Origin of the sequence: Eggerthella sp. (genome assembly GCF_048329335.1) — a bacterium.
Classification (GTDB): Bacteria; Actinomycetota; Coriobacteriia; order Coriobacteriales; family Eggerthellaceae; genus Eggerthella; species Eggerthella lenta.
This window is the reverse complement of the sequence record NZ_DBFEGU010000211.1, coordinates 1-1,532: the sequence shown is the minus strand read 5'-3', so window position 1 is coordinate 1,532 and position 1,532 is coordinate 1. Positions and strand designations below refer to the sequence as shown.

The following is a 1,532-nucleotide window of genomic DNA, read 5'->3' as shown; positions in this document are numbered from 1 at the left end:
GACCAGCAGGATTATGAACGCGAATCCGGTCAGCAGGAAAAACCAGTACCAGGGTTTTCCGGCGGTGGCGAAGGCCCGTTCGATCAGAGATCCGTTCATGACATCATATTGGGAACGCAGCCAGTGCTTGTAGAATGCCAGCGCGATGATGTAGGCCAGGGATGCGAGGACGGTGGCTTTCTCTCCTACGGGGATTTGTCTGATCACGTTCCTGATTCTAGTGAACGATCAGTCCCGCCGCGAAGACGATCACGCCCCAGATGAACGTGAGTCGTGCGGGGTCCGCCTTGTCGCCGTGGCCGACCCATTCGAGCGCCGTCTTCATGCCGGCGAGCATCGTGTGGGCGAGCATGAGGCAGAACAGGAACACGGAGACCGCGAGCAGCGGGGTCACCGTTTTCTCGACCGCCATATTCACCATTCCCGCCCCCAGAAGGACGAACGAGGCGACGGTGCAGGCCACGGCCGCCGCATCCGCGCGGCTTCTTTTCCCGTGTCCGATCAGCGGGTATACGCATAGGCAGCAGATGGCCAGCAGGACGAGCGGTGCCAGGGTCAGCGCGGTTTGCGCGTCCGCGTCGGAGACCATTCTCAGGTAGTCCGTTTTCCTCAGGCGCGGCAGTACTTGGTAGGAGATGAATCCCAGCACGGCCGTCGCCATGGCGGCGGCCATCCCGACGCGCAGCAGCACTCCCTTGCATATTGCCGCGGCATCGGTGCCATGTTCCTGCTCCATGCCCTTGCTCCTTCCGTTCGTTGTTTCCGTATCGGTTTTCCTCGGATCCGGTTCCCGGATCGTTTTTCTTGTTCCGTTTTCTGACGATAACCGGGTTTCCCGGCTCGGGCACGTTCCTGTTCATGCCCGAGTCCTCGTGGCTGCCACCGTGGCCGCCGGCCGTTATCGGCGGTCCCGCTGGTGGTGTCCGTGGAGGCGTGGCCGCTTGCCCGTCCGTCGCGTCTTCCGTTTTCCGGTTCAGGTGTCGGCGGGCTGATTGGGAGAGTGTGTCATGCTGTCGGTTCTGGTGTTGCTGCTGGTGGTGGCCGCGGCGTCGTTCGCGTATCGCGCGTTCTGGATGCTGCGGGCCCGTCCGTCGTCCCGGTATGTGGGGAGCCGTTTCCGTGACGAGGTGGTGGCGATGAGCCGTCGCCAGCGTCGTCGCGCGTTCTGGGGCAATGTGCTGCTGTGCGTGTTGTGCGTGGCCGCGATGGTGTTGGTCGGCGTGCTGGTGGGCGGCATGGACGGCTCGGTGTGACCGTCCGTCGTCGTTTCGCTTCCGGCCCGTCGGCGTGTCCGGCGGGCTTTCGTGTTGTGTGTGGGCCTGATCGTCGGAGGTTGGTGTGATGTCTGGTTCGGCTGGGGATGCTCCGGTGTTGGAGGGAGGGCACCGGTTGGGCGAGGGCATGCGTCGCGGCGTGTTCTGTCTGGGTCTGGTGCCGGTGGCGACGGGGTTGACGCTGCGCGAGGCGATGTGGATGCAGTGTTGTCTGACGGCGGGTGTGGAGCCCGGGCCGATGCCCGCGCATGCGTTCCG

Annotated in this window: 4 protein-coding genes; 2 read left to right on the top strand and 2 right to left on the bottom strand. The window is 64.0% G+C overall.

What is annotated here, in order from left to right:
* The coding region (locus tag ACMO6A_RS06985) for a hypothetical protein (RefSeq protein WP_418470994.1) at positions 1 to 207 on the bottom strand (207 nt) is incomplete at its 3' end.
* A 10-nt stretch (positions 208 to 217) separates the two neighbouring features.
* Positions 218 to 736 carry a hypothetical protein gene (locus ACMO6A_RS06980; protein WP_065436692.1) on the bottom strand — a complete coding sequence of 173 codons (519 nt, stop codon included), beginning with the start codon at positions 734 to 736 and terminating at the stop codon, positions 218 to 220.
* A 271-nt stretch (positions 737 to 1,007) separates the two neighbouring features.
* Between ACMO6A_RS06980 and ACMO6A_RS06975 the strand changes: the two genes are divergently transcribed.
* Both ACMO6A_RS06975 and ACMO6A_RS06970 read left to right on the top strand, forming a co-directional pair.
* Positions 1,008 to 1,253, top strand: a complete 246-nt coding sequence (locus tag ACMO6A_RS06975) for a hypothetical protein (protein WP_418470993.1) — start codon at positions 1,008 to 1,010, stop codon at positions 1,251 to 1,253.
* Positions 1,254 to 1,341: 88 nt separating this feature from the next.
* A partial coding sequence (locus tag ACMO6A_RS06970; RefSeq protein ID WP_418470992.1) for a hypothetical protein occupies positions 1,342 to 1,532 on the top strand: 191 nt, incomplete at its 3' end.

Coding starts and splice junctions, on each gene's coding strand:
- ACMO6A_RS06980 (WP_065436692.1), bottom strand. CDS start 736: ATGGAGCAGGAACATGGCACCGATGCCGCGGCAATATGCAAGGGAGTG.
- ACMO6A_RS06975 (WP_418470993.1), top strand. CDS start 1,008: ATGCTGTCGGTTCTGGTGTTGCTGCTGGTGGTGGCCGCGGCGTCGTTC.